At 50.8% G+C, this 25212-nt stretch carries 22 protein-coding genes; 4 read left to right on the forward strand and 18 right to left on the reverse strand.

Annotated elements, in window-relative coordinates:
- Positions 1-72 precede the first annotated feature (72 nt).
- From dapA to H8K29_RS10130, 15 genes are all read right to left on the reverse strand, one after another.
- The gene (gene dapA, locus H8K29_RS10060) at positions 73-957 is read right to left on the reverse strand and encodes a 4-hydroxy-tetrahydrodipicolinate synthase (protein WP_186883446.1); all 885 of its coding nucleotides are present in this window, start codon (positions 955-957) and stop codon (positions 73-75) included.
- Positions 958-1049: 92 nt separating this feature from the next.
- Positions 1050-1622 carry a bifunctional 2-polyprenyl-6-hydroxyphenol methylase/3-demethylubiquinol 3-O-methyltransferase UbiG gene (locus tag H8K29_RS10065; protein ID WP_186897464.1) on the reverse strand — a complete coding sequence of 191 codons (573 nt, stop codon included), beginning with the start codon at positions 1620-1622 and terminating at the stop codon, positions 1050-1052.
- A 19-nt stretch (positions 1623-1641) separates the two neighbouring features.
- Complete coding sequence (locus H8K29_RS10070) at positions 1642-2304, reverse strand: site-2 protease family protein (RefSeq protein WP_186883448.1); 663 nt, start codon at positions 2302-2304, stop codon at positions 1642-1644.
- A gap of 57 nt (positions 2305-2361) precedes the next feature.
- Entirely contained in the window at positions 2362-2985 is a 624-nt protein-coding gene (locus tag H8K29_RS10075) for an L-threonylcarbamoyladenylate synthase (protein ID WP_186897465.1), read from the reverse strand.
- A 52-nt stretch (positions 2986-3037) separates the two neighbouring features.
- Positions 3038-3913 carry a protease HtpX gene (htpX, locus tag H8K29_RS10080; protein WP_186897466.1) on the reverse strand — a complete coding sequence of 292 codons (876 nt, stop codon included), beginning with the start codon at positions 3911-3913 and terminating at the stop codon, positions 3038-3040.
- A gap of 64 nt (positions 3914-3977) precedes the next feature.
- The gene (locus H8K29_RS10085) at positions 3978-4832 is read right to left on the reverse strand and encodes a 3',5'-nucleoside bisphosphate phosphatase (protein ID WP_186897467.1); all 855 of its coding nucleotides are present in this window, start codon (positions 4830-4832) and stop codon (positions 3978-3980) included.
- A 128-nt stretch (positions 4833-4960) separates the two neighbouring features.
- Complete coding sequence (locus H8K29_RS10090) at positions 4961-7372, reverse strand: TonB-dependent siderophore receptor (RefSeq protein ID WP_255423325.1); 2412 nt, start codon at positions 7370-7372, stop codon at positions 4961-4963.
- Between the two features lie 363 nt (positions 7373-7735).
- Positions 7736-9256 carry an amidophosphoribosyltransferase gene (purF, locus tag H8K29_RS10095; RefSeq protein WP_186883453.1) on the reverse strand — a complete coding sequence of 507 codons (1521 nt, stop codon included), beginning with the start codon at positions 9254-9256 and terminating at the stop codon, positions 7736-7738.
- 22 nt (positions 9257-9278) lie between these two features.
- Complete coding sequence (locus H8K29_RS10100) at positions 9279-9767, reverse strand: CvpA family protein (RefSeq protein ID WP_186883454.1); 489 nt, start codon at positions 9765-9767, stop codon at positions 9279-9281.
- Between the two features lie 14 nt (positions 9768-9781).
- The gene (locus H8K29_RS10105; protein ID WP_186897468.1) at positions 9782-10831 is read right to left on the reverse strand and encodes an SPOR domain-containing protein; all 1050 of its coding nucleotides are present in this window, start codon (positions 10829-10831) and stop codon (positions 9782-9784) included.
- A gap of 66 nt (positions 10832-10897) precedes the next feature.
- Entirely contained in the window at positions 10898-12187 is a 1290-nt protein-coding gene (gene folC, locus H8K29_RS10110) for a bifunctional tetrahydrofolate synthase/dihydrofolate synthase (protein ID WP_186897469.1), read from the reverse strand.
- A 57-nt stretch (positions 12188-12244) separates the two neighbouring features.
- A complete protein-coding gene (accD, locus tag H8K29_RS10115; protein WP_186897470.1) occupies positions 12245-13117 on the reverse strand; it encodes an acetyl-CoA carboxylase, carboxyltransferase subunit beta in 873 nt (290 codons plus the stop codon).
- A gap of 103 nt (positions 13118-13220) precedes the next feature.
- Entirely contained in the window at positions 13221-14018 is a 798-nt protein-coding gene (trpA, locus tag H8K29_RS10120; RefSeq protein ID WP_186897471.1) for a tryptophan synthase subunit alpha, read from the reverse strand.
- A 249-nt stretch (positions 14019-14267) separates the two neighbouring features.
- Positions 14268-15536 (reverse strand): tryptophan synthase subunit beta, encoded by a 1269-nt coding sequence (trpB, locus tag H8K29_RS10125; protein WP_186897472.1) that lies wholly within the window; start codon positions 15534-15536, stop codon positions 14268-14270.
- Between the two features lie 150 nt (positions 15537-15686).
- Positions 15687-16370 carry a phosphoribosylanthranilate isomerase gene (locus tag H8K29_RS10130; protein ID WP_186897527.1) on the reverse strand — a complete coding sequence of 228 codons (684 nt, stop codon included), beginning with the start codon at positions 16368-16370 and terminating at the stop codon, positions 15687-15689.
- 121 nt (positions 16371-16491) lie between these two features.
- Between H8K29_RS10130 and H8K29_RS10135 the strand changes: the two genes are divergently transcribed.
- Positions 16492-17292 carry a WecB/TagA/CpsF family glycosyltransferase gene (locus tag H8K29_RS10135; RefSeq protein ID WP_255423326.1) on the forward strand — a complete coding sequence of 267 codons (801 nt, stop codon included), beginning with the start codon at positions 16492-16494 and terminating at the stop codon, positions 17290-17292.
- A 126-nt stretch (positions 17293-17418) separates the two neighbouring features.
- Here H8K29_RS10135 and aceA read toward each other — a convergent pair whose 3' ends face one another.
- Positions 17419-18720, reverse strand: coding sequence for an isocitrate lyase (gene aceA / locus H8K29_RS10140; RefSeq protein WP_186897473.1), 1302 nt, complete (start codon positions 18718-18720; stop codon positions 17419-17421).
- 398 nt (positions 18721-19118) lie between these two features.
- On the opposite strand from aceA, the gene H8K29_RS10145 reads away from it, so the two are divergent.
- Complete coding sequence (locus H8K29_RS10145) at positions 19119-19337, forward strand: DUF6500 family protein (protein ID WP_186897474.1); 219 nt, start codon at positions 19119-19121, stop codon at positions 19335-19337.
- Between the two features lie 429 nt (positions 19338-19766).
- Positions 19767-20252, forward strand: coding sequence for a hypothetical protein (locus H8K29_RS10150; RefSeq protein WP_186897475.1), 486 nt, complete (start codon positions 19767-19769; stop codon positions 20250-20252).
- Between the two features lie 58 nt (positions 20253-20310).
- Here H8K29_RS10150 and H8K29_RS10155 read toward each other — a convergent pair whose 3' ends face one another.
- Positions 20311-22734, reverse strand: a complete 2424-nt coding sequence (locus H8K29_RS10155) for a cellulase family glycosylhydrolase (protein WP_186897476.1) — start codon at positions 22732-22734, stop codon at positions 20311-20313.
- 68 nt (positions 22735-22802) lie between these two features.
- Here H8K29_RS10155 and H8K29_RS10160 point away from each other — a divergent pair, with 68 nt between their 5' ends.
- Complete coding sequence (locus H8K29_RS10160; RefSeq protein WP_186897477.1) at positions 22803-24146, forward strand: O-antigen ligase; 1344 nt, start codon at positions 22803-22805, stop codon at positions 24144-24146.
- Here H8K29_RS10160 and H8K29_RS10165 read toward each other — a convergent pair.
- Entirely contained in the window at positions 24143-25192 is a 1050-nt protein-coding gene (locus H8K29_RS10165; RefSeq protein ID WP_186897478.1) for an acyltransferase, read from the reverse strand. The two genes, H8K29_RS10160 and H8K29_RS10165, sit on opposite strands and share 4 nt — an antisense overlap.
- Between the last annotated feature and the right edge of the window lie 20 nt (positions 25193-25212).

Here is a 25212-nt window from a genome sequence, read left to right on the forward strand (position 1 = left end):
CCCTACTCATTATCGTCAATCAAAAACTACGTGGAGCAAGCGGGTCTGTCACTGACCCGCTCAGAATGGTGCTTATTGTAATACACCTGACTCGCGCAAAGCTGCCCGAACCACTTCATGATATGGGGCGGCCATCGGTACCAGAGGCAATCTGATGCCAGCAGGAATCAATCCCATTTCAACCATCGCCCACTTTACTGGCAGTGGATTCGGTTCAACAAATAACTTATTATGCAACGGCAGCATACGATTGTTAATCGCAATCGCTCCTTGAATGTCGCCCCGCATCGCAGCAGCACACAACTCGCTCATTGCTTTCGGCGCGACGTTGGCAGTCACAGAAATATTGCCTTTACCACCGCAGAACATCAACGCCATTGCTGTCGGATCATCGCCTGAATACACAGCAAAATCAGACGGCGCCAGACGAATCAAATCAGTTCCACGACCAATATTACCAGTAGCATCTTTGACGCCGATAATGCCTGGAATTTGTGCCAGTCGCAAAATCGTGTCATTCGACATATCGGCAACCGTACGACCCGGAACGTTATACAAAATCACCGGAATATCAACCGACTCGGCAATTTTCTTAAAATGCTGATACATGCCTTCTTGCGTTGGGCGGTTGTAGTACGGCACCACCTGCAATGAGGCGTCAGCACCGATGTCTTTCGCGAATCGGGTCAGCTCTATCGCTTCTGCGGTCGAATTACCGCCAGAACCGGCAATGATAGGAATACGTTTATTCGTGTGCTCTACAGCGACACGGATCAGTTCGCAATGCTCTTCAACAGAGACAGTCGGCGACTCACCGGTCGTACCGACGATGACGATACCATCGGTACCTTCAGCAATATGCCAGTCAATCAATTTGCGCAGGCATGGCAAATCAAGACTGCCATCCTCATGCATAGGGGTCACAATCGCGACCAGACTACCCTGTATCTTTGTCATGTTAGTGCAAGAAAAAAGTAAAACCCTGATTGTAGCGGATAGACCGACAGTCGGGGCGCAAATAGATGGAATTAGATTTCATCCTCATTCAACTAAAACGGGAGCTTATCTTCCGGTGCAGATCCAACTGCTTTTCTGGCGCATATACGCTGCACCATTGCAGGCTTTGGTTCGGCAATAAAACCTTCTTCATACGCGATCACATGCATACACGATTCTGGATTGACATGTACTTGCCGCAACAGTTCTCCGGCTTGCAAAAGAAAACGCGGGCTAGATGGTTTTCCAAATTGCTCATTCCCCATCGCAAAGGTTTCGTAGATCAGCAATCCGCCTTGCTGCAAGCTCTCCAGCAAGCGAGGAAACAAGGGGCGGTGCAGATAATTGCAGACGACTATTGCCGCAAAACACGCTGGAGGAAACGGCCAGTCGCATTCTTCTGCATCAGACTCCAGATCATGCAGGATCGTTTTAGCTCCGCGAGACGCCAGATCAGCAAAAGAGCTGTCGTCCCTGTCGAGGCAGGTAACGGTAAAGCCCTCAGCCAGTAAAAACCGGGAATTTCTGCCGCCGCCACAAGCGAGATCAAGCACCTCACCTGCAGGAATCAGCGATGTAAATTTTTTGACCCAGGGTGACGGCTCTGCGAGCATGGAATTCGACATAAGCAAGGCTTCGATCAACTCACAAACCCAATAGGAAAGAAAACGGCGTCAGTAATAGAGACAAGAAGCTGCTTGTCAACACCATCACTGGCAACATCCAGAATTGCAGCACGTGTAAAACGACCAGCCCCATGACGATAAAAAAACCATAGGGTTCAATCTGGGCAAATTTATAGGCAAGTTTGTAAGGCAATAAACTGACCAAAATCCGGCCACCATCTAAAGGCGGGACTGGAAACAGGTTAAACGCCATCATCACAAGATTCGTCAGCAAACCCGCTTTAGCCATGCTATTGAAATAGGCTTCATCAATATCTGCCGCCTGCAGCACCGCGCCGAACAACATCCAGGCAAATGCCATCGCAAAGTTGGCTGCCGGGCCTGCCAGCGCCACCCACGCCATATCCCGCTTAGGATTTTTCAGTCGCGAAAAATTTACAGGAACCGGTTTGGCGTAACCAAACAAAAATGATCCGCCGGTCGCAAAATACAAAACAACTGGGATCAAAATCGTACCAATGGGATCGATATGCACCAAGGGGTTCAGACTCAAACGCCCCTGACTAAAAGCGGTCGTATCACCAAAATATTTAGCAGCATAGCCATGCGCGGCCTCATGCAAGGTGATTGCGAAGATCACGGGCAAAGCGTAAATCAGTACCGTCTGTATTAATTCATTCATGGAAGTCTTTTAAATATTCTGTCACTCAGCTTACATCTGCGTTCGCGTGAATGAAAATTACAAACCAAACAGGCTGGCATCGCCTCTGCCCTGTCTGACCAATTCCGGCATCTCGCCCGTCATATCAATCACCGTGGTTGGCGACAGACTACATGCGCCGCCGTCAATCACAAGATCAACTATTTTATCCAGCTTTTCACGGATCAGCTCAGGATCAGTCAATGGTTCGTCCTCGTCTGGCAAAATCAGCGTCGTTGCCAGCAAAGGTTGTCCCAACTCTTCCAGCAAAGCCTGCGTGATATTGTTTTCCGGCACCCGCAAACCTATGGTTTTACGGGAAGGATGACTCAGACGCCGCGGCACTTCTTTAGTCGCCTCCAATATCATCGTGTACGGCCCTGGGGTAGCTGCTTTCAGCAAGCGGTATTGTCGGTTATCGACTTTCGCATACAAGGCGATTTCAGACAAATCACGACATAACAAGGTCAGGTGATGCTTTTCGTCGACACCACGGATGCGCCGCAAACGCGTCACCGCGTCTTTATCGTCAAGGCGACATACCAGCGCATAACAGGAATCGGTAGGGATAGCGACAATGCCGCCCTTCTCCACCAATTCCACCGATTGTTTAATCAAACGCAATTGCGGGTTTTCTGGATGAATCTGGAAAAATTGGGTCATAAAAAAGAAGAAAGCGGTAGCAACCGCTACCGCTATATAAATAAGTGCAACATTATTTCAGATTTTGCAACGCAGCGATACGTTGTTCCATCGGAGGATGTGAGGAAAATAAAGCACCCCATCCCGGTTTATCACTGATACCCGCAGCAGCAATCGACTTTGGCAACTCGCCCGGCTCCATACCTCCGAGGCGCGCTAAGGCATGAATCATAGGCTGGCGATTTCCTAACAATTGCGCTGAGCCTGCATCTGCACGGAATTCACGCTGACGCGAGAACCAGGCCACAATCATGGATGCGGCGATACCGAAAATAATTTCGCAAACAAAGACGGTAATCATATAACCAATACCTGGCCTGTCGTCATCGCTGTTGCGGAACACGGCTTTGTCAATCGCGTAACCGACCACACGCGCCAGAAAGACCACAAAGGTATTCACCACGCCTTGTATCAACGTCATCGTCACCATGTCGCCATTGGCAACGTGGGCGATTTCATGACCAAGAACAGCCTCAACCTCTTCTTTTGTCATTCCTTCCAACAAGCCTGTCGACACCGCGACCAAAGCAGAGTTTTTAAATGCGCCAGTTGCAAACGCATTGGGCTCGCCGTCGTAAATAGCAACTTCAGGCATCGCGATACCAGCCCGATCCGCCAGTGTTTTCACAGTATTCACCAGCCACAATTCGGTCGAAGAAGACGGCGCATCAATGACGCGGGCACCAGTTGACCACTTTGCCATCGGCTTACTGATCAACAGAGAGAAAATCGCACCGGTGAAACCAACCACCAGCGAAAACACCATCAGCATGCCCATATTCAGGCCGTTTGCTGTCAGATAGCGATTGACGCCCAATGCAGACAGGACGACAGACATCACGGCCATCACCGCCAGATTAGTCAGCAAAAATAAGACGATACGTTTCATACAGAATCTCCAGCCAGGGGAAAGAAGTTAATCTTTTTGGAAGATATAGGCAATATTGTCAATTTCAAGCGCTCAGCCAGTTTTCCCATACCGGTTTGGAAAATTTCGGCAGCAAAGGCAGTTTACCGATATCCACTTCCGCATCTTCCGGAGAATGGAAGTCTGAACCGCGCGATACCAGAAAGCCATATTGATTTGCAATTTTGGTGTATTCATCATACTGATCTACGGTATGACTGCCAGTCACCGTTTCAATCGCAATGCCGCCATATTCCTTAAATTCGCGGAAAAAACTATCGAATGCAAGCGGGCTCAGATCATAACGCCCCGGATGTGCGACGACTGCAGCACCGCCCGCGCCGCGTATCCAGCTGACGGCTTCTGCCAGCGTCGCCCAGCGATGTGGCACATAACCCGGCTTGCCTTCGGCCAGATAGAGTTTAAACACATCAGAAACCGAAGGCGCAGCACCAATTTCCACCAGATAACGGGCAAAATGCGAACGGGAAATCAGATCCGGATTGCCAACGTATTTCAGCGCCCCTTCAAAGCTGCCAGTAATGCCGACTTTACTCGCCAGATCGGCGGCCATATCCTGCGCCCGGCGCTCACGTCCTGAACGCGTCTTTGCCAGCCCGACTATTAAATCAGGATTATTTTCGTCGATATTCAAGCCAACGATATGGATGGTCTTGCCAGCCCAGGTGATGGAAATTTCAACGCCCGAAATAAAGCCCATATCAAGCTCGTGTGCCGCTGCACGAGCAGCAGCCACGCCGCTGACTTCATCGTGATCCGTCAGCGCCCAGACATCAACGCCATTCGCTTTCGCTCTTTCGGCCAGGGCGGCAGGCGTCAGCACGCCGTCCGATATGGTGGAGTGACTGTGTAAATCAGCATTGAGAGTAAGAATGGACATAATATTCAGCCAGCGTAACAAGAAGCATCCGATGTAATCATCGTCTTATTGTACTCTCAGCTTACGCAAACTGCTGCGATGCAAAATATATGCGCATTCCTGCCTGATGACGCAAATACCCGGGCAAATTAAATCTTCATCTCCACGCGCAAAGTCAGGGTTTTATAGGTCTTGGCATCGTTGTAATCGATATGATTGATGCCGCCTGTAGTGACCAGACTATTGCTGATGGAATCGTTCGCCGTCAGATTATTCGCTGACAAACGTATTTGCAGGTTCGGATTGAACGTCCACAGCGCATACAAATCCAGCTGGCGTTTGATGCCCGTGTAATTTAACTGCGCATTCGTGGTCTGGGTGTAATACGCTGGCGTCCAGTTAACATTACCGCCCAGCGTCAACGGTATGCCACTCAGGCGATAATCGACGCCAAAATTCGCGGTCTGGGTCGGCTGTTGATCGAGGCGGTTATTGGAACCGAGGATATCATCGACCTTAGACCAGAAACGGCTGTAATTACTGCGGAAATCGACAGACGGCGCATCCGGGAAAAATTCCTGCAACTGGAATTTCGCTTCGAGTTCTATTCCCTTGGTGACAGCATGCCCGATATTTTTCGGTGACGACACCCAGCGCGTTTCCTGTGCAGTCACCACTTGTTCGGTAGTGCGGCGAATCAGATCATCAATATTTCGCACGAACAGATTTGCACTGACGATACCGGCGCGACTCAGATAATGTTCGAATGCGAGATCGATGCCTTTCGATAATTCTGGCTTCAGATTCGGGTTGCCGGTACGATCAGGACGCGTCGGCGTATTCAGATTTGAGATGCTGGGCAAGGCAATCAGATCATTCAATGCCGGTGCGCGATAGGTGCTGCTGAAACCGAGACGGATCTGATCTTTTGAATCCGGAATGCGCCAGACGCCTTGTAAAATCGGGCTCACCACGGTGCTGTCATTCGTCACTACGCCTTTGGCGGTCGTGCTTGATGTGTGGATGCCTTCCCAACGCAAACCGGCATACGCAGCGAACTGCGGGTTGATATCAAATTCATCCTGAACAAAAGCGGCCAGACGGCGGGTGCGCGCATCCAGATTGTCGCCAGACTCAGCAAATTGCGGCAGGCCATTATCCAAAGACACGCGCGTCTGTTCGCGTCTGCCGAATTCCATATCCCAACCGGCTGCCAGCGTATGCCCTTCACCGTATGGCAGCATGTATTTGCCGCCGGTATTGAGGCTGCTATCGCGGGTATTGTTGACATCGGTAATCAGATCAATCTGCTTACCCGTCGTGTCAAACTGCGTGCGGGTGGAGGAATTATCCATTTTCCCCAAGCCGCCGCCAAAACGTACAGTGAGCTTGGCATTATTTTCAAAGCGATGTTGCCAGTTACCGAATCCACGTAAAAAAGTCGTTTCAGCGTGCGCATTTGCATTTGCCAGTGCGTACGGCGTCGTTCCTCTGTAGGTATCAGAACGGAATAGCTGATCGACTTCACTGCGACTATCAGAATCGCTGCGTGAGTGCATTAAAAACGGTTGCAACATCAGCGTGTCGCCATTCTCAAAACGGTAGTTCAAACGCGGCGCCAGATTGATACCGGTGGTTTGCCGGTTCGTCTGATCAGCTTGATTCTGCATTAAGGCATCTTGCCCATTCACGTCTTTTTCAGTGGTGTAGGTTGCGCTCTCATCATGCTGACGATTCTGGAAAACTGAGCCACTGAAAGCGTAACTGAGACTCCCGATTTCACCCGGCATGGTGATCGAGAGATTCGGTGCCAACCGCCCTTGCTCTGAACCGAGCGAAAATTTCAGATCCGTCGTTTTCTGCTTATATTCTTCGCGCAAAACGATGTTGATCGTGCCGGCAATCGCCTGCGTGCTGAATTCAGCCACCGCACCACGAACGATTTCTATGCGCTCCACCTGATCGGGCGTCAGCGAATCCATGGAGAAACCGCGCGGCGCACGTTCACCGTTGATCAGAATTTGTGTGTAGCCATTGCCCATGCCGCGCATACGAATATCGCCGCCACGTCCGGGACGCCCACCGATTGTCACACCGGGCAAACGTTTCAGCACATCACCGATATTGGTATCGCCATTTCTGTCGAGCTCTTCACGGCCAAAAATCAGCTTTGCCGCCGTGGATTGACGGCGCTCATCGATATCCGAGCGGCCACCGCTGATCGTCACTTTCTGCACGTTCTCTTTAGACGGCGCATCCGCTTTTTTGGACGGTGGCACGCTTGGTGTTTTTGCCGCTTCCTCAGCACTGGCGGGCTTGACTACCTCTGTTTGCGCATAAGCCGACGAAACAGATGCAACCGATGCGATAGACGCAACAGCAGCAGCGACCGCTGCAACAGGAGAAAAACGGAAAGGTATCAGCATGATGTCAAAAATGGGCGTGAATGGGCGTAAATGGGTGTGAAACGGAACGTACGAGGTCGGCAACAAAATAGGCAACAAGGTCAGCAAAAAAATCAGGAAATAACGCTGCGCAAGACACTGACGAGATGGGATCATTGTATTTTTATACCGCCTCGCACGCCACCCGCAGCCGGGCCAGTTTTGTATGGAATTGAAACACCAACGCCGACACTGATACTTTGCGATACGTAAGCAATGTACCGGAACGAATTTCACACCCGCCCCGGCCTCCGCCAACAGCAACTGACAAACGCACGGCAAGCATACAGAAGCACATTTTTTAGCGTTTTCCGGCAAAAATATACTCCCCCCAGTATATTTACACGCCCTTTATTTATAAGGAGATAAAGGCATTTTTGACACATACTCCCCTGAAAAGCAGATAAATCCCATAAAAAAAGCCCGCCGGGAATATCCGGGCAGGCTTTTTTGAAACGGCACAACGATGAAAACAGATGATCAGTCTGCGCGCGCCGCCAGATTCAGATTGAGTTGTGAGCGCAGCAAATCTTCCGTATCCGGACGCGGGCTGTTGCGCGCCGCTTCCAGCTTATCGAGATAAGCCGGTGTCACGTCGCCGGTGATGTAAAAACCATCAAAACAAGATGCTTCGATGTTTTTCAGCAAAGGATTAACGTCAGAAATAGAACGTTTCATCGCATCCACATCCTGATACACCAGCGCATCGGCCGTAATTTCGCGGCAGACTTCTTCTTCGGAACGACCAAAAGCGATCAGTTCGCTACGAGTCGGCATATCGATACCATAGACGTTAGGGAATTGCACCGGTGGCGCAGCGGATGCAAAGATCACACGCTTCGCGCCGGATTCACGCGCCATCTGCACAATCTCACGGCTGGTAGTGCCGCGCACGATGGAATCATCCACCAGCAACACGCTCTTGCCTTTGAATTCGGAACTGATCGCATTGAGTTTCTGACGCACAGATTTACGGCGCACCGCTTGTCCCGGCATCATAAAAGTACGGCCGATGTAGCGATTTTTGATGAAGCCTTCGCGATAATCGAGATTCAATTTTTCCGCCAGCTCCATCGCCGATGGACGCGAAGAATCGGGAATCGGCATCACGACATCGATGTCGCCGAGGTTGAATTGCTTGCGGACTTTTTCCGCCAGATATTCACCCATTTTCAGGCGGGTCAGATAAACCGATGCACCGTCGATGATGGAGTCCGGACGCGCCAAATACACGTATTCGAACGCGCATGGATTGAGGCTGGGATTATCTGCGCATTGCTGCTGATACAGCTTGCCATCGAGGTCGATGAACAAGGCTTCGCCAGGCTCGACATCGCGCACAAACTTAAAGCCCAAGCCTTCGAGCGCCACGGATTCGCTGGCAATCATGTATTCGGTGCCACCGGCATTTTCAGAAATACCGAGGCACAAAGGACGAATGCCGTGCGGGTCGCGGAAAGCCAGCAAGCCGTAGCCGGAAATTTGCGCCACGACAGCATACGAGCCGCGCACCCGGCGATGCAACATGGACACCGCGCGGAATAAGCCTTCAGGGTCGAGCGAATAACCGCTGGTCACTTCCTGAATCTGATGCGCGAGAATGTTGAGCAACACTTCCGAATCGGAATCGGTATTCAGATGACGACGGTCATTTTTGAATAATTCGATTTTCAGTTCAACCGCATTCGTCAGATTACCGTTATGTGCCAGCACGATACCGAACGGCGCGTTGACATAAAACGGCTGCGCCTCTTCTTCACTGGTCGAACCAGCGGTCGGATAACGCACCTGACCAATACCGACATTCCCCGGCAAAGACCGCATGTTGCGGGTACGGAAAACATCGCGCACCAGGCCATTCGCTTTGTGCATGGCAAATTTATTGCCGTGGTTGGTGGCAATACCAGCAGCATCCTGACCGCGATGCTGGAGTAACAGCAATGCGTCATAAATGAGCTGATTGACAGGACTATTTGAAACTACACCTACGATGCCACACATGGTGGACTCCTAAAAAGACAAATTAAAACCGGACATGGTCTGAAACCGACGCAGGCAGAAACGGGATCACCGTACGCGCCGCGGTTTCTGCCAGCGGGCTGAACAAGGCATCTTTCCAGAATGCCTGCTGCGGCATACTTGTCATCCCGCACACCAGCACTGCCGCCAACACCAGCACACAACCGCGCGCCAGACCAAATAAACCACCGAGTCCACGGTCCGCCAGCGATAAGCCGCTGGCTTTAATGACCGCGTCCACCGCCATCATCACCAGCGCCATCAGCAAGCGCACGCCGATGAACAACACCAGAAAAGCCACGATCAGCCTGATAATCTGCCCCGGAAACACGGCGGGCAACCACCCTGCCAGCGTTTCACTGTATGCATTGGCGACCACAAAGGCGACGACCCAGCTGACCAATGACAAAATTTCTTTGATTAATCCACGCATCGTGCTGATCACAATCGAGGAAATCAATATCACCAGCACGACGTAGTCAAACAGAGTCAAGATCCGCGCCCCGCTTAGTTCGGCACCAGCGAACCACTTAAACCTAATTTCGTCAGTTTGGCGCGCATTTTTTCTGCTTCGTCTCTGGATTCAAACGGACCGATGCGAATACGGGTTTTATCGCCAGAGGCGGTTGGTACCTTTTGTGTGTAAGATTTGATGCCACCGCTCTTGAGTTTGGCTTGCAATTCATCCACTTTTTCCTGGGTGGACAAGACCGCAACCTGCACGACGAAGGAGGATTTATCAGCGGCTTCAGGCTTCGCCACTTTGGGTGGTGCCTTGCCTTCGAGAATCGCTAATGCACGCGCTGCATCATCATCGTTACCGTTCGTTTTCACGAGTTTGGTTTCAGCTTTTGGTTCCGGTTTGGTATCGGCTTTACGTTCAGGCTTAGGCTCTGCTTTATGCTCAGCTTTCGCCACATCTTTCTCTGCCGGTTTCGCTACAGGCTTAGATTCTGGCTTACTTTCCGGCTTGGATTCTGACTTAGTTTCTGACTTCGTTTCTGGCTTAACTTCCGTTTTCGCTTCGACTTTGCGCTCGGGCCGTGGCTCTGTAACGGCTGGCTTGTCGGATTTAGCAATTACCGTCGCCACATCGGTTTTCGCTGGCGCGACCTTGCTGACGACGTCAGTTGCTGGCTTGCTTTTCGCATTGCTGACAGGCTCAATGATTTCTTCTACAGCATCACTGTTGGTGACAGCCGATTTACGCGGCGCCACTGGCTCAGCGACCTGATTCGCAGCGATATCTGTCACTTTATCTTTTGCAGGAATACGGATGTTAACGTCGTCGGCCAGCGGCTTAGGCTCGGAATCCAGAATCATCGGTAAGCCGATAATCGCCGCCAGCGCCAATGCCATCGCGCCGATCAGACGGCGACGTGCACGTTTTTTTTCCGGAAGTATCGGGTCGTTGATCTTATTTTTACGGGCACTCTCTGTCTTTTTACTGCGAGCCCGGGACTGAACACTGTCCTCCTCAGAACGGGAACGGAATTCACCGCTGTCCTGACTGTCGGAAGTTTCTTGCTTCTGTTTAAAGCGCGAGAGCAAACCCATGTGCAAATAATCTGGTTAGTTAGTGTTGTTTGCCCGGAAAATCCGGAGCAAACCGACAAAATCACATCAATGCAGTGCAGTCCTTCTGGCGCGCATTGCACCGGCGACCGTCAGGAAAGAACCGAAGACCACTATTCTATCATTTTCACCCGCCTTGCTGATGGCTTCTGTATAGGCAGCTTCCGGCGCTTCAAAAGCGACGATGGTTTTTTCAGGGTCACTTAACACACCGGCATCCAGCAATTTTTGTTTCAATTGTGCAGCAGTCGCAGCGCGCGGCAAAGGTAAGCCAGTCACGTACCAGTGATCGACTTTATCTTTCAATTGCGCGATCACACCGTCAATATCCTTATCCAGCATGGAGCCAAACACAGCATAGGTGTAGGCGTGAAAGCCCATGTTATCGAGATTCTGCGACAGCGTTGCCGCTGCGTGCGGATTGTGCGCAACATCCAGCACCACCGCCGGACGCCCCGGCATCACCTGGAAACGACCTGGCAATTCCACCATCACCAACCCGGTACGCACTTCCTGCGCCCCGACCGGCAATTCATTGCGCAGCACCTCTAACGCCGCGAGTACACCGGATGCGTTCAACAACTGATTCGCGCCACGCAAGCTGGGATAACCAAGAGAGTTGCGACGCTGGGTACGACCACCAAAATTCCATTGTTGCTTATCGCCAGCGTAATTAAAGTCACGCCCAAACAGCCATAAATCTGCACCTATCGCGTTCGCATGATCGATTAGGGATTGGGGTGGTACCGGGTCGCTGCAAATTGCAGCTTTACCGGGGCGGAAAATGCCCGCTTTTTCAAAGCCGATTTTTTCCCGCGTATCACCCAGATAATCGGTGTGATCAATATCAACACTGGTGACAATCGCGACATCGGCATCAATCACATTCACCGCGTCCAGACGTCCACCCAGACCGACTTCCAGTATCACGACATCCAGCGGCGCTTCGGCGAGTAACTGGCAAATCGCCAGCGTGGTAAATTCAAAATAGGTCAGCGAGGTCGATTCGCGGGCTTTTTCAACGGCGGTGAAAGCCTTGATCAGACTGGCGTCATTGACGTTTTCACCATTGATCCGGGCGCGCTCGTTGAAATCCAGAAAATGTGGCTTACTGTATAAACCGACGCGATAACCCGCCTGCAGATACACCGCTTCCAGCATCGCACAAGTGGAGCCTTTACCGTTGGTACCGCCGACCATAATGACCGGGCAGGAAAACTGCAAACCCAGACGGTTTTTAACGGACGCAACGCGCTCCAACCCCATATCGATTTCTTTGGAGTGGCGCGTTTCGAGTAAAGCCAGCCATTCAGGCAAGCTCGCAGGCAAATTGGACATAGGATAAAAAAAGCCCGAACAACATGATGTCGGGCTTATAGAGAAAATTTAAATTAATTAAGCAACTGCATCGGCCGACTGATTTTGCAGCAACGCGAGCAAACGGGCGATTTCTTCGCGCATTTTACGGCGGTCAACGATCATATCAATCGCGCCTTTTTGCAGCAGGAATTCCGCACGCTGGAAACCTTCCGGCAATTTTTCGCGGACGGTATTTTCAATCACACGCGGGCCGGCAAAACCGATCAACGCTTTTGGCTCAGCGATCACAACGTCACCGAGGAAGGCAAATGAAGCGGAAACGCCACCCATCGTCGGGTCAGTCAGTACAGAAATGAAAGGCAAACGCTTTTCAGATAATTTTGTCAGCATCGAAGTTGTTTTCGCCATCTGCATCAGCGACAGCAAACCTTCCTGCATACGCGCGCCACCAGTGGCTGTCACGCAGATAAACGGCACTTTTTGCTCTAACGCTGCCTGCGCACCACGCACAAAGCGCTCGCCGACAACGGAGCCCATAGAGCCGCCCATGAACTGGAATTCAAAACAAGCGGTGACAACGGGAATCGACATAATCGAACCACCCATAACGACCATCGCATCGGTTTCGCCCGTTGTTTCGAGCGCGTCTTTCAGACGATCCGGGTATTTCTTACTATCTTTAAATTTCAGAGTATCGACAGGCAAAACTTCCTGACCGATTTCGTAACGACCGCCGGCATCCAGCAGGGAATCGAGGCGTTCACGTGCGCCGATACGCATGTGATGGCTACATTTAGGACAGACATGAACATTGGCTTCCAGATCTGATCTGTACAGCACTGCCTCGCAAGAGGGGCATTTTACCCACAGACCTTCGGGGATAGATTTGCGATTTGCAGATTCCGAGCGCTGTATGCGCGGTGGTAACAATTTTTCTAACCAACTCATGTTTTCTCCTCGTAACAGCCAGTCTGCAATCGCTGCAAACCGGCATCTGGTTCATTCTGATACAGGAACCATGGTGTACTTTCAGGTACGTTCGGCGCGTATTTTACTCGTCCAAGGCCTGTCTGACACCAGAAATAAAACTTTTTACAGCCGCAACACCGTTTTCATGCGGCGTATTCTCTAATTCCTGAATGATACGCGAACCGATCACCACCGCATCCGATACCGAGGCAATCGCTCTGGCCGTCGCCCCGTCGCGGATACCGAAACCAACGCCCACTGGTACTTTGACGTGTTTTTTGATACGCGGAATCATCTCCGCCACCGCATCCAGATCCAGATTACCGGAACCGGTCACGCCTTTGAGCGAAACATAATACACGTAGCCACTGGCAATTTTCCCAACCTGCGCAATGCGTTCATCGGTCGAGGTCGGTGCCAGCAGGAATATCGTATCCATGCCCTTTTGCTGCATTCTGGCGGCAAAGTCTTCGCACTCTTCGGGTGGATAATCCACCACCAGCACGCCATCGACACCGGCATCGGCCGCCTGCGCAATAAAAGCATCCTGTCCCATACGCTCAATAGGATTCGCATATCCCATCAGTACCACCGGGGTGGTCTGATTGCTCAGGCGAAATTCGCGGACGAATTGTAATACATCACGCAAGCCAATTCCAAATTGCAGCGCCCGCTCAGAAGCGCGCTGAATCACCGGGCCATCGGCCATAGGATCAGAAAACGGCACACCCAGTTCGATGATATCGGCACCGCCTTCAACCAGCGCATGCATCAGCGGCACGGTCATGGCGGGCGCAGGATCACCGGCGGTAATAAACGGAATCAGACCTTTTTTTTGCTGCGCCGCGAGCGCTGCGAGAGTAGCTTGAATTTTTGACATAGTATGAAATAAGAAAGTGTACGGCGGCATCACGTCAAAACATCACTGACCAGCAATGCCGCCCGGACAAAAGATAGCGCAATCCGGGCACTCAAAACAGGCATCCAGATACTCCCCGGGGTATATCCTGAAGCCCTTTACTTATGCTGACTTCAAGCGAGAAAATCAAAATTTATGGGGGAGTATCTGTCGTTTACCTCATTTACTGCCTTTTTTACGCCCGGTTATACGCTACTGACAAAGACTGCATTAAAACTTCAGCCCGGCACGTTCAGCCACGGTATGCATGTCTTTATCGCCGCGTCCCGACAAATTCACCAGCACGATCTTATCTTTTGGCAACGTCGCCGCCAGTTTCGCGCCATACGCGAGCGCATGGCTCGATTCCAGCGCCGGAATGATGCCTTCGATGCGGCAGCAATCGTGAAAGGCTTTTAATGCTTCGTCATCCGTAATCGTCACATACTCAGCACGGCCACTGTCTTTTAACCAGGCATGCTCAGGACCAACGCCGGGATAATCCAGCCCGGCGGAAACAGAATGGGTTTCAATGACCTGACCATTCTCATCCTGCAGCAGATAGGTGCGGTTACCATGCAAAACGCCAGGCGAACCGGCGGTCAGCGAGGCGGAATGCTTGCCGGTGTCAACGCCCTCACCTGCCGCTTCCACGCCGATCAGCTTTGTATCTTTCTGATCGATGTAAGGATAAAAAATCCCCATCGCATTCGAGCCACCGCCGACGCACGCCACCACATAATCAGGCTGACGACCGGTTTGCTCAGGCATTTGCCACAGGCATTCCTCACCGATCACCGACTGGAAATCGCGCACCATCATAGGATAAGGATGCGGGCCAGCCACCGTGCCGATGATGTAAAACGTGTTATCGACATTCGCAACCCAGTCGCGCATCGCTTCATTCAGCGCGTCTTTCAGGGTTTTGGAACCGGATTCCACCGGCACCACCGTCGCCCCCAGCAATTTCATGCGATACACATTCTGCGCCTGCCGCTTCACATCTTCCGAGCCCATATACACGACACATTCGAGGCCAAAGCGGGCGCAGATTGTGGCAGTCGCTACGCCATGTTGGCCAGCGCCGGTTTCCGCAATCACGCGCGGTTTTCCCATGCGTTTGGCAAGCAAGGCCTGACCGATCACGTTATTGATTTTGTGTGCACCGGTATGATTCAGATCTTCACGTTTGAAATAGATCTGCGCGCCGCCCATCAGATCAGACCAGCGTTTAGCGTGATACACAGGCGATGGACGACCGACAAAATATTTCAGCTCTTTGCGAAATTCCTCAATGAAATCCGGATCATTGTGAAACTTCGCGTACGCATCCTTCAACTCATTCAAGGCATGCGTCAGCGTTTCAGAAACGAAAGTGCCGCCATACGGGCCGAAATGACCGCGCTGATCGGGTAAATGGTAACCGGAAGATTGGTAAATCGCCTGACGGGCGACATCAGGATATTCAGAATGGGCACTGCCCGGTACGATGTTTTTCATGTCATTCCTTTATTTCTTTTGCTGAGCCCGGTCATGCATTCCTCGTGATTCATCACGTCAGAGTCAGAACCAGCACCGGACTTCATGGTAGTTTTTTCAGCGATACGCGCAACATCAATATGTGCAGCATAGCTGTCAGCAGATTACTGATCAGTTTCGCTGAGTCTCGATATCAGCGTTATCAGCGCTACGCACCGCAGCGATAAACGCTTGTACTTTGACTTCATCCTTGCGCCCTTTCGATAACTCGACACCACTGCTGATATCGACCGCGAACGGACGCACCTGACTAACTGCGCCAGTCACATTTTGAACGCTCAAGCCACCACTTAAAACGACCCGAGGCGCGAGCTCTTTTGGGATGAGAGACCAATCAAAAACCTTTCCACTACCACCGTAACTTTCGACGAAAGTATCCAGCAGCAAACCGTTAAATAAAGGACTTGCGTCACGATATGAACGCTCACATTCTAACAAATCATCTGCGCTCGTGTCAGGTCTGACGCGAAAAGCTTTGATAAACGGCCGCTGCACACTGGCCGCCAGCGCAGCGCACTGCTGCGGCGTTTCATCTCCATGAAATTGCAACAGCTGCAGCGGCACTTTTTTTATCGTGGCCTGCAAATCCTGTTCAGTCACATTCACAAATAAACCCACCGACACTACAAACGGCGGCAACGCCTGCAACAACGTCGCTGCTACATCCGGCTCGACATAACGCGGGCTGGGTGGGTAAAACACAAATCCCAGCGCATCAGCACCGCTGGCAACGACGGTGTTTACGTCCGCAAGATTAGTCAGCCCGCAAATTTTAATTCTGGTTCTGTGTTGCATCATCTGCCCGCAAAATGGAGGAAAACTTATTTTACCCTTTCGCTCATGTTTTTCACCCGCGATAACGCGGCAAAACACCAGAGTTCTGCGATAATCAGACCATCTTTTCAGGCTTAGCACTATGACAAACACCGCATCGCAATCCCACATCGGCAATTCCTGCACACACCTGTTCGGGCTCAACATCCACAATATGTCGTTTGCAGAGGCAAATCAGCATTTGTTAAACGTTGCCGCTGATCGCCAGCATCCAGCGCGGGTGGTGGTCACACCGAATGTCGATCACGTGGTGCGGCTCGACAGTCAGCCTGAATTCAAACAGGTGTATTCAACCTCTGATTACATTTTTGCCGATGGTATGCCTGTCGTCTGGGCCAGCAAAATGTCTGCAAACCCACTGCCAGAACGCGTCACCGGTGCTGACTTATTTGTCTCTTTATGCAAGGGCTGCGTTGAAAAAAACATGTCCATCTTTGTCGTCGGCGGCATGCCGGGTCAGGAAGACATGCTACTGCAGGCATTTGCACAGACCTACCCGGGATTACAAGTCTCGATCTTCTGCCCGTCAATGCAATTCACACCGGATGGTAGCGAAGCTGATACCGCGATTGACTTGATACAGCAGGCGCAACCGAATATCGTATTCATCTGCCTCGGTATGCCGAAACAGGAATACTTCGCCTTTCGCTATCGCCGCGAACAAACCACTCTTAATGCCCCGCTGTTGCTGTGCGTCGGTGCGGCGATGGAATTTGCGCTCGGCCAGAAAAAACGCGCACCGCTGTGGATGCAAAAAATCGGCATGGAATGGTTCTGGCGTCTCGCCAGCGAACCTCGTCGCTTGTGGCAGCGTTACACGACGCAAGGCTCAAAATATATCGGCATCCTGCTGCGGGAGCGCCGTGCACAGCGACAGCAATAAGGCAGCGACGCCAGTCCTGACAAACATCGCAAAGAAAAAGACCGCGCATCATGAGAAGCGCGGTCTTTTTTCATGCAAGCCTGAGATTTTCCGGATTTTATCGCCCTCAGCTTTTGTCGTAATGAATCAGGCAGTCTGTTTCAGCGGCTCCAAAAACTGCTCATTTTCAGTCGAGCCATGCAAAGCGGTTGTTGACGACTGCCCTTGTTGTATCGCCTGCGTCACTGCATCAAAATAACCCGTTCCCACTTCACGCTGATGTTTGACCGCAGTAAAACCTCTGGCTGCGGCAGCGAATTCCTGCTCCTGCAATTCGACGAAGGCCGACATGTGGCGGCGCGCATAACCATGCGCCAGATGGAACATGCCGTAATTCAGCGCGTGGAATCCGGCCAGTGTGATGAACTGAAATTTATAACCCATCGCGCCCAGTTCTTTTTGAAACTTGGCGATCGTGATGTCGTCCAGATTTTTCTTCCAGTTAAACGAAGGCGAGCAGTTATACGCGAGTAATTTGCCGGGGAATTTCGCGTGTATCGCTTCGGCAAACGCTCGCGCAAAAGCCAGATCGGGTTTGCCGGTTTCGCACCAGATCAGATCAGCATATTCGGCATACGCCAGACCACGGGAAATCGCCTGTTGCAGTCCCGGCGTGGTTTTATAGAAGCCCTCGACCGTGCGCTCACCGGTACAAAAGGTTTGATCGTTGGGATCGATATCCGATGTCAATAAATCGGCAGCTTCCGCGTCGGTGCGCGCCAGTATCAGCGTCGGTATGCCCATCACATCCGCCGCCAGCCGCGCTGCATTCAGCTTTTCAAGCGCTTCGCGCGTCGGCACCAGGACTTTGCCACCCATGTGGCCGCATTTTTTTACCGACGCCAGCTGATCTTCAAAATGCACGCCCGCCGCGCCGGCATCGATCATCGCCTTCATCAATTCAAACGCATTCAGCACACCGCCAAAACCGGCTTCCGCATCAGCAACGATGGGCGCGAAATAATCAATTTCGTCTTTGCCTTCCGCCCACTGAATCTGGTCGGCACGCGTCAGGGTGTTATTAATGCGTTTCACCACCAGTGGCACAGAATTCGCCGGATACAGCGATTGATCCGGATACATTTCGCCTGCAACATTCGCATCACCCGCCACTTGCCAGCCAGACAGATAAATCGCTTTCAGACCCGCCTTTACTTGCTGCATCGCCTGATTACCTGTCATCGCGCCGAGTGCATGAATAAACGACTCACGGTGCAGCAGATCCCACAATTTGAGCGCGCCGTTTTTCGCCAGCGTGTGTTCCACCTGCACCGATCCGCGCAGCCGCACCACATCCGCTGCCGTGTAATTGCGTTTGATACCTTGCCAACGTGGATTGGCATCCCAGTCTGCCTGTAAAGCAGCGATTTGCTGTTCGCGTGTACTCATACTATCCCCTGCTGATCAATTAAATTCGATTTCTATTGATATAAATCATAGGAGTTTTTTTGCGCAGCAACAATGTCTTATATAAGACAGAAAACAGATATTTAACCGTTTAAAATCAAGGATCTACATTTTTTATTTCGCGATGCGGAAGTGTTTTTCTTAAAATGAGAAAGCAGATTGATGCGCCGAAACAAGATTTCTCATAATGCGGCAAGCTGATTTCATATCACGGTATTTTTTAGGGCAGAAAATCGTGCGCTCAACGAAATAACAGCAAGTAATGCGTGTCCGCTTTTTGTATCAGTGAGGGCTGCGTTGTCAATTTCACACAAGCATGTTAACGTCGATCTCTTCACGGTTATCCCGACCAGCCAAACACACGCAGGAATATTGAGCACATGAGAGACACACTGAAAAGAAAGATCATCAAAGTCTGTGATGAGAAAATCGAGAGTAAAGGCGACAATGTTGGCCTGTCTTTTTATGCTTTCTTTGCCAACAAAAACGATGACCCTGAACTGCTCATGGAGGCAGCAAGGTGGTGGATACTGGAAAACAAACTAGATCACTTTGAAAAAGCAACAAAGATCAGGCGCATGGTCGAGGCAACACTCTGAGTACGCCTGCGCTTGCCAACCCACTGTCCACACACCAGCCTGAAAAGCCGCTCAGTTTGACAATGGCACCGACTTCATCGTTTTTTGGCTGTTAACAGCCAAAATATACTGGGGGGAGTATTTTTAAAAGCCCAATGAATACGCTGAAAATAGTGGCTTTTTGGCACATACTCCTCTATTTTTATTAATATGATGGTTTTTAAAGGCGGTAGCCGTGCTTAAACAGACAGGCCGAACACAGGAATGTTGCCATCGCGCCGGAGGAGCGATGTTTTTCTTCGTTTAATCAGATTGGAGATATATTCGATATAAACCAATACAGCAAAGCTCCATGGAGCTTTCACGAAATTTGACGAAAATTATCTTTTTTGACATTCAGAGTTAATCTTCACTTTTGCAAATTAAATCATTCATTAGGCCACAACTCGTATGCAGAATTACTCATGGAAGTGCGCGATATGTGACGAAACTAATCACGAGAATGCAGACAGATGCTCTCGCTGCCAATTTCCTGCACTAGCAACAGCTAAACAATTTTCGAGAGCTCGTGTTGAGTGGAAAGATAAAGCAAAAAGCCTTGCAGATTCGCAAGAACATTGGCAATTCAAGGTTACGACTATCACTGAGCCCCCCAATCCAGCCAAGAAAGCCGTGCAGTATGTACTCAGATTTGTATTGATCTGGCTTGTTTGTGCTGCGCTTATCGTAGCCTATGCAACGATCATCAACCCTAGCGGTGATAACTCATTTGCAGGAATGTATCTAATGCTCTTTGAACTACCGTGGGTTTTTATGATTCCAATTTTCCCGGTTGGCACACTTATCAATGTCATTATTGTGGCTTTTATTGGATATACAGCGGGGTCAACCAGCAAAGACACCGTCACCATTGAGCTTGTAAAGCAAACACAATGAATTGTGGTGCAACGGGACGATTTAGCTTCGCTTTAATCGTCTGCCAAAGAGTACGACATCACCGCCCCTCAATCAACACCTCATACCAAACCGTCGGTTTATCCAGCGTGATCTGAAAGCCACCAGCGACACGGCTGATGTCGCTTGCCGCAATCGCGCTCAGGCGCTGGCCCTGACCGTCGAGTGGGTAAATCTGGATTTTATGTGCCTTGCTCGGATAAAAAATGCTTGCTGCGATTCGTTCCTGCCAGACCGGGCCGATTGCATCGCGCGGGCCTGAGGGTTTGCCTGCATTGCGGCTGTCCGGCTCCAGCGTCCACCATTGATGGTCACCGGCATACGGCACCAGTTTTTTGGGTCGGGTAGGTATCTCGTCCGGCTGGCTGCCCATCGTTGCGCCGCTCAGGTTCAGCAAGACACGGCGCGATGCGCTTAAAGGCTTGCCATCTCGGCTCATCGCCAGCATCACACCAAACTGTCGCGTATTTTTAGCAAAAACAGGCGACATCCATTGTTCTGCGACTGGCTTATCCGTTGCCACACCAAACCCGGCAAACAGGCCGCTGTATGGTGTTGTGACGCGCAAATTCGGGCCGTCAGTGTGGAACTGCATAGCGCCACCAGCGGCAGACCAGACTGCTGAATTATCCGTTGACGACGCTTGCGTTTCTTCTTTCGACTGCAAGGCTTGTTCGTTGTTATGCGACGCATCGCTGACGGCAATGCGTTTGGAAAAAGCGTCTTTGATATCGATGTTGCGCTTGCTTTTTAAATAATCGGTGTACGCCGTAGACGAGACACCATCGCCCAGTGCGCCAAACAGTTGTCGCTGTTCTGCGCTGATGGGAATGCGCAACTGTTCGCGCAACACCGGAATCTGAAAATAACGAAACATGGCGGCAGACATGCCCACCGTAGCGAGTTGCCCGCTCTGCCCGCTGAGGCCAAAGCTATCCGGCAAGGCTTGCCAGCTATTGCCATCGACATAGTGGAAGAAAAATAATCCATCCCAATCCTGCGCACTGGCGATCGCGGTCATGACGGGAATAATTTCTGCGCTTTGGCGATTCGGATACGCCTGATTAAATTCGCTGACCACAAATGGTTTTCTGGCATCGCGATAAAACGCCCTTTTCAACAAGGGTTCCCAGCCTTCACGCAAGGCGGAATGATCGCGGATGCGCCAGTCGTTTCTATCCCAGGCCTGATGCGGAAAATCGTAATGATCGACATAAAAATGCTCGTCGACGTAATCCATCTCTTGCTGGGCATCGGTATTCAGTAATCCGCCAAAGTACACTTGCGTGCCGGTCAGCGGCAGATTCGGGCCCACCTCTGCGCGTATCGCTTTGCGCATGGTATCCAGATATTGCTTATCCATCTCGACCAGAAAGCGGGTGAAATCCAGAACGCGACGACCAGCGCCCTGCTCATGCATTTCATACTCTTGCTCAAAGAACGCAGACGAAGACCAACCTAATTTACTGGCAACACGCTGCAAAAAATACTTGAACCGCGCAAACCAGCCTTCGCCATGCGCCAGAACACGCGCTTCACCACTTTTGACGAGTAAGGCACCTTGCTTGGTGAGACCGCAACTGCGCCAGAGTTCGCATGCCTGCTTCAGACTGCCGTGCTGGCGGGTAATCCAGTGCTGCCATTGCTGCTGCAACAAACGTTCGTATTCGCCGGATAAACCGTCGAGCTCCTTGCGTTGCCAAGCGCCTGCCAGCGAAGATTCGTTATTAATTTCTATCATTGCCAGCGCGGGGTCATCATTGAGTTGCAAACGCCGGATCAACTGCTGCGCATATTCGACTTGCAACGCAATCATGCGCGGTTCAAATACATGCAGCGGGTGGCTCGCATGCGGCATGGTCTCGCCCGGCAACATCGGTGTCAGCCGGTCAACTGCATAGCGAAAAGTGTAGCCGACATGCAGATTCAGATTAACGTATATGCCTTCCTGCCGGAGAGCTTCGATCAGGGTATGCAAGCGCTGCAAAGCAACTGGATTAAAGCTGGGAAATGCGCCGCTGTTTAATATGCCCTGTGGCTGTGCATCGCTGTCACTCAGCACAGAATCCAGATGATGTAATCTGACTGCGTTAAAACCCAGACGTCGCAAACGCCGCGCGATTTTCGGGGCGTCTTCTTCCGGCGGGAAATTCGCGGCACCGCTGAGGCTGATACCGAACAGGCGTATGCGCTGATCATCTGCGGTGTTGGTTTTATTGTCGGCACCGATGCGATAAAAATGTGCCTGCTTCACAAACAAACGATCGCTGTGCGTCAGCGGGTTATTCATCGCACTGAAATCAGTCACCGCAGAGAGCTGATCTTCATTCACACTGAACGGAAACCATTCTGGAACAGCGGCATAGGCAGGTCTTGCAGAGATGGAACATGCAACGGACATCAGCATTAACTGAAAAATCAATGACCGCCAACCGTGTTTGGACAAATACAGAAAATAGTTCATGAAATAAATCGCGACAACAGAGCAAGACATTAGAATATCGCACAAACAAATGACAAAGATATGAGTCAATGACAATTCCGCCGGTTTCAGATCAATTTAAGCCCATGCAAGACTATGAAATCCTGCTCATACGGGCCATGGTGGTCTTATTTGCGATTTTTTCACTGCTGCCTTACGGTATCTCCTGGGATTATGCCGGTACATCTGCATTGACGATGGAAGGGTCGCTGACCACGAAATTAGAATGGGGGAGTTTGTTTCTGGTTGCGCTGTTCGTTTTATCGAAACACCTGCCGGAAGTATTGAAAGACCTTCGTTCCTTAAATCCTTTTCTGGTGCTGGTGCTGGTCTGGTGCGTGCTGTCGAGCATCTGGTCGCCCTTGCCTGCCGTCACGTTCAAGCGGGCGATACAGCTTTACGGCATTGTCCTGATCGGTCTCAGCATACAGCTTGCACCGCGCCCTTTGCATCTGATTGTGAACTGTTTAATTTATACCTTGATGAGCATGCTGGCGCTCTCGCTGGTGATGGCGGTGGCCGTGCCGAGCATAGGTATCGATTATGAATTGGGCGGTGCGTGGCGTGGCGCACTCTCGCAAAAAAATGAATTAGGCCAGGTCGCCGCGATGGCGATCTTGTTATGGCAAGTAAAAGCATGTCTGGAAAAAGTTGATTTCAAGCTGCTGTTATTCGTGATTATGTTCAGCTTTTTTATGCTGGTGATGAGTAAAAGTTCGACCAGTATGATCATCACGCTCTCGACCAGCGGTATTTTTCATTTACTCAGAAAACGCCGCTTAAGTTCTGATTATTCGATTACACGTGTTCTGCTGTCCTTGCTGTGTGTGATTCTGATTGCAGTCTATATTTTTTATATGCAGGAATCGCGCTTTCCGACCTGGCCGGAAATCTCTGCACCAATCGCAGGTATTTTCGGCAAAGGCTCGGATCTGACTGGCCGCACTGATATCTGGGACTTGGTCTGGCTGGAAATTGAGCGACACTGGGTGCTTGGCCTGGGCTATGGCGCTTTCTGGTTGGGGCCGGACAGTCTCTCGCAATTCGTGATTGATGCGCTGAACTGGATTCCGCTGCAATCGCACAATGGCTATCTCGATATATTGAATGAACAAGGGCTGATAGGACTGGCGCTCTGCATATTAACCTTGCTGGTGCAGGTCAGAATGCTGGTTCTTCTGTCACATAAAGACAGAATACAGGCAGCATTCTGGAGTGCGATGCTGCTCGTTGTGGTGGTCACGAATTTTACGGAAAGCAGCTTGTTCCGCGGGTTTGGTTTTCAGAATGTGTTTTTTATCTTTGCGCTGGTTGCCGTTACCTCGGCCACGCGCAGACTGAATCAGGACGAAGAGAATCCTGATTCAGAATCAAATCAGGATTCTGTTTCTTAATGCGCAAACTGGCGCCCCAAGCGTAGAAACGGAGTTTCCACCCAACGGCACGACAAGTCTGCAAGAATGAACGAGAGCACGATCATCAATGGAAATTTCACCGCAAAACTGAGATCGGGCAGCCACATGGTGATGATGCCGAAAACCAGCCAGTGATACAGGTAAAGCGAATAACTGACGCGCCCGATGTACACAAATACCGGCGTGCTCAGGATACGGCTGGCAATGGTAGTATTCAGGACCAGCACCGGAAACAGGCACATCAAAGCGATACCCTGTATCGAGTAACGAAAACTTTCGCGGAAGTTTTCATCGCGGAACAGCAAGGAAAACAGCATTAACGCTGCACCAGTCAAAATCACTTTCTTTTGACTGAAAAATTTTAAGACCCACTCTGTCCGTGCGAGTAAAAACGCAAAACAGGTGCCGTACACAATTGAATCTGCGCGGGTATCGGTGGCTTTGTAAATGCGGTAATGCGGCAGATTGTCGAGCCCGACGCCATAGACCAGATAGATGCGCCAGAGCAGCACGCCAATCAACAAACAAATCGCGATACGATAAAACCGCTTGGGTACAGCAATCACTGCAAGAAAAAATACCGGGAAGATCATGTAAAAATGTTCTTCCACCGCCAGTGACCAGGTGATCGATAAAGGCGGTGGCAACACTTCACCACTGAAGCCAACAAAGATACCAAAATAATTCGCAAAATAAAAAAATACCGAACTCAGCTCTGTCCATGTCCAGTTCACATAAGCTAACTGCATCGTGATGAGTGAGAGCACAACAAATACAATCAATGCTGGCATCAGCCGGAAAAAGCGCCGTATATAAAACTTTTTAATGCTGATCGTGCCCGTCTTATCCCACTCTGAAATCATCAGGCGGGTAATAATAAAACCACTGATAAAGAAAAAAATCGTGACGCCTAAACCGCCGGGGACGATGTGCCCCAGCCATGCGTGTGATACCAGCACCAGCAAGATCGACACTGCCCGCAGGCCGTCTAATGCCAAAAGTCGCTGTTGATGCAAAGAACTCATAAGAAACCCGCTACTTTATT

It is taken from the genome of Undibacterium sp. CY21W, assembly GCF_014284265.1.
In the GTDB taxonomy this organism is placed as follows: domain Bacteria; phylum Pseudomonadota; class Gammaproteobacteria; order Burkholderiales; family Burkholderiaceae_D; genus Undibacterium; species Undibacterium aquatile.